Origin of the sequence: Streptomyces inhibens (assembly GCF_003389455.1) — a bacterium.
Lineage (GTDB): Bacteria > Actinomycetota > Actinomycetes > Streptomycetales > Streptomycetaceae > Streptomyces > Streptomyces inhibens.
The window spans coordinates 1-3,678 of sequence record NZ_QUAC01000341.1 but is presented as its reverse complement, the minus strand read 5'-3'; the positions used below and the strand labels follow the sequence as shown (position 1 = coordinate 3,678).

Here is a 3,678-nt window from a genome sequence, read left to right as displayed (position 1 = left end):
GGCGGTCACGGCCACGCGGCGGCGAACCGGGCGGAACGGTGCCGGGCCCGTCGCCGGCGCCGCACGACGGGCGCTCCGCCGCCTCGGGTGCCCACCACGATGAGACGTCACGGGCGGCGGAGGCCGGGGAGGCCACCGGGGCCCAGGTGCCGCCGCCGGCGAGCCCGCCGCAGGGCCCGCCGCCCGTTCCTCCGGCCCGCTCGGCGCATCCGGGCGAGAGCGGTGAGGTGGCGGCGGCCCGTCAGGCGGGCGGTGACCGGCTGCGGTTCATCGGGGCGGCGACCCGGCGGATCGCCCGGGGCATAGATCTCGACGAGATCGTGCTGGGTCTGTGCCGGGCGACGGTGCCGACGTTCGCCGACGCGATCCTCGTCTATCTGCGCGATCCGCTGCCGGTGGGTGATGAGCGGCCGACCGGCCCGGTGGTGCTGCGGCTGCGGCGTACCGACCGGATTCCGGAGGAGCCGGACACCAACGGCGCCCGGCTGCCGGTGCTGCCCGCGCAGCCCGATCTGGGCCCGGCGATGGGCGGCAGCGCGGCGGAGCTGGCCGAGGTGCGGCCCGGCGGTCCGCTGGCCGAGGTGCTGCGGGGCGTACGGCCGCTGTTCGGCGAGGCGCAGGCGGCGCGTACCGCGCTGCCCGAGCTGCTGGGTCCCGACCCGCGGCTGCCCGGCGGCCATCGGGTGATCCTGGCGCCGCTGCGCGGCCGTCGGCGGGTGATCGGTGCGGCGGTGTTCCTGCGCCGCCCGGACCGGCCGGCGTTCGAACCGGACGATCTGCTGGTGGCGGCGCAGCTGGCGACGCACACCGCGCTGGGTGTGGACAAGGCGGTGCTCTACGGCCGCGAGGCGTACATCGCCGATGCGCTGCAGCGCACGATGCTGCCGGACTCGCTGCCGCAGCCGACCGGGGTCCGGCTGGCCAGCCGCTATCTGCCGGCCGCCGAGACGGCCCGGGTGGGCGGCGACTGGTACGACGCGATCCCGCTGCCGGGCAGCCGGGTGGCGCTGGTCGTCGGCGATGTCATGGGGCACTCGATGACCTCGGCCGCGATCATGGGCCAGCTGCGGACGACCGCGCAGACGCTGGCGGGTCTCGATCTGCCGCCGCAGGAGGTGCTGCACCATCTCGACGAGCAGGCGCAGCGGCTGGGTACGGACCGCATGGCGACCTGCATGTACGCGGTCTACGACCCGGTGGCGCACCGGATCACCATCGCCAACGCGGGGCATCCGCCGCCGGTGATGCTGCACCGCGGCGGGCGCGCCGAGGTGCTGCGGGTGCCGTCGGGCGCGCCGATCGGCGTCGGCGGGGTGGACTTCGAGGCGGTGGAGCTGGACGCCCCGGCGGGCGCCACGCTCGTGCTGTACACGGACGGGCTGGTCGAGTCGCGGATCCGGGACGTGTGGACCGGTATCGAGCAGCTGCGGGAGCGGCTGGCGGAGACGGCCCGGCTGACGGGTCCCAACCCGCCGCCGCTGGAGCCGCTGTGCGACGAGGTGCTGGACATGCTGGGGCCCGGCGACCGCGATGACGACATCGCGCTGCTGGCGGCCCGGTTCGACGGGATCGCGCCGAGCGATGTCGCGTACTGGTATCTGGATCCGAAGGCGCAGACGGCCGGGCAGGCCCGCCGGCTGGCCCGGCGGGCGCTGGCGCGCTGGGGCCTGGACGAGCTGACCGACCAGCTGGAGCTGCTGGTCAGCGAGGTGGTGACGAACGCGGTGCGGTACGCGGAGCGGCCGATCACGCTGCGGTTGCTGCGAACGGACGTACTGCGCTGCGAGGTCGGGGACGACGTTCCGCAGCTGCCGCGGCTGCGTCAGGCCCGGCCGTCGGACGAGGGCGGGCGGGGTCTCTACCTCGTCAACCGGATGGCGCGGCGCTGGGGCGCGACCCGTCTGAGCATGGGAAAGGTCGTCTGGTTCGAGCTGTCGATGCCGCCGGGGGCGCCGCGCGGCTGAGTCCTGGGGGCGCCCGTTCCCGTATCCCACATGTTGGACCCCGTCTGAGACCGGACGGGGTCCAACTCTTGCCGACATGCCGTCGGAAGAGTTGACTGCTTGGGTGGACGTAAGGGACTGACTGACCCAATTCGGGACTGACCGACCCCCTACTCCAGTCGTCGATACAGGAGGCACTCCTCCATGACCAGCACTGCGCACAATGTCCCGCGCACAACGAACAACGCCGGTGTTCCGGTGGAGAGCGACGAGCATTCACTCACTGTGAGTGCGGACGGCCCCATCCTGCTCCAGGACCACTACCTGATCGAGAAGATGGCCCAGTTCAACCGGGAACGGGTCCCCGAGCGGGTGGTGCACGCCAAGGGCGCCGGCGCGTACGGACACTTCGAAGTCACCAACGACGTCAGCCAGTTCACCAAGGCGGATCTCTTCCAGCCGGGCAAGACCACCGAGATGCTGGCCCGCTTCTCGACCGTGGCGGGCGAGCAGGGCTCCCCCGACACCTGGCGCGACCCCCGTGGCTTCGCCCTGAAGTTCTACACCGAGGACGGCAACTACGACCTGGTGGGGAACAACACCCCGATCTTCTTCGTCCGGGACACGATCAAGTTCCAGGACTTCATCCGCTCGCAGAAGCGCCGCCCGGACAACGGGATGCGCGACAACGACATGCAGTGGGACTTCTGGACGCTGTCGCCGGAGTCGGCGCACATGGTCACCTGGCTGATGGGCGACCGCGGCATCCCCAAGACCTACCGCAACATGAACGGCTACGGCTCGCACACCTATATGTGGGTCAACGCCGGCGGCGAGAGGTTCTGGATCAAGTACCACTTCAAGACCGACCAGGGCATCGACTTCCTCACCCAGGAGGACGCGGACCGGATCGCCGGCGAGGACGGCGACGCCCACCGCCGTGATCTGTACGACGCCATCGACAGCGGCAACGCTCCGTCATGGACGCTGTATGTGCAGGTCATGCCGTTCGCGGACGCCCCGGACTACCGGTTCAACCCGTTCGACCTGACCAAGGTGTGGCCGCACGGCGACTACCCGCTGATCGAGGTCGGGCGGATGACGCTCAACAAGAACCCGGACGACTACTTCATCCATATCGAGCAGGCGGCGTTCGAGCCGTCCAACATGGTGCCGGGCATCGGCCCGTCCCCCGACAAGATGCTGCTGGGCCGGCTGTTCTCCTACCCGGACACCCATCGCTACCGCATCGGCCCGAACTACGCCCAGCTGCCGCCCAACCGGCCGCGGGTGCCCGTCCACTCGTACGCCAAGGACGGCCCGATGCGCTACGAGCCGAACCGTGTGGCCAGGCCGTACGCCCCGAACGGGTACGGCGGTCCGGCGGCGGACATCCTGCGCTACGGAGAGCCCGCGGGCTGGCAGACCGCCGGCGAGATGGTGCGCGAGGCCTACACGCTGCGCCGCGACGACGATGACTTCGGCCAGCCGGGCACGATGGTCCGCCAGGTCCTCGACGACGCGGCCCGCGACCGGCTCGTCAACAACGTCTCCGGTCATCTGCTGAACGGCGTCAGCCGTCCGGTGATCGACCGCGCGCTCCAGTACTGGCGCAACATCGACAAGAACGTGGGCGACCGGATCGCGAAGAAGGTGAACGGCGGCTGAGCCGCCGAAACGCCCGCGCACACGCACCGCGGCCCCCGCCTCGATGGCGGGGGCCGCGGTGCTGTGT

The 3,678-nt window shown here is 71.5% G+C and carries 2 protein-coding genes; both read left to right on the top strand.

Annotated features, from left to right (window positions below; genetic code table 11):
• The first annotated feature begins 38 nt into the window (after nucleotides 1-38).
• The gene (locus tag DY245_RS34120; RefSeq protein ID WP_425329478.1) at nucleotides 39-1,964 is read left to right on the top strand and encodes a SpoIIE family protein phosphatase; all 1,926 of its coding nucleotides are present in this window, start codon (nucleotides 39-41) and stop codon (nucleotides 1,962-1,964) included.
• Nucleotides 1,965-2,147: 183 nt separating this feature from the next.
• Nucleotides 2,148-3,611 carry a catalase gene (locus DY245_RS34115; RefSeq protein ID WP_128511005.1) on the top strand — a complete coding sequence of 488 codons (1,464 nt, stop codon included), beginning with the start codon at nucleotides 2,148-2,150 and terminating at the stop codon, nucleotides 3,609-3,611.
• The last annotated feature ends 67 nt before the right edge of the window (nucleotides 3,612-3,678 follow it).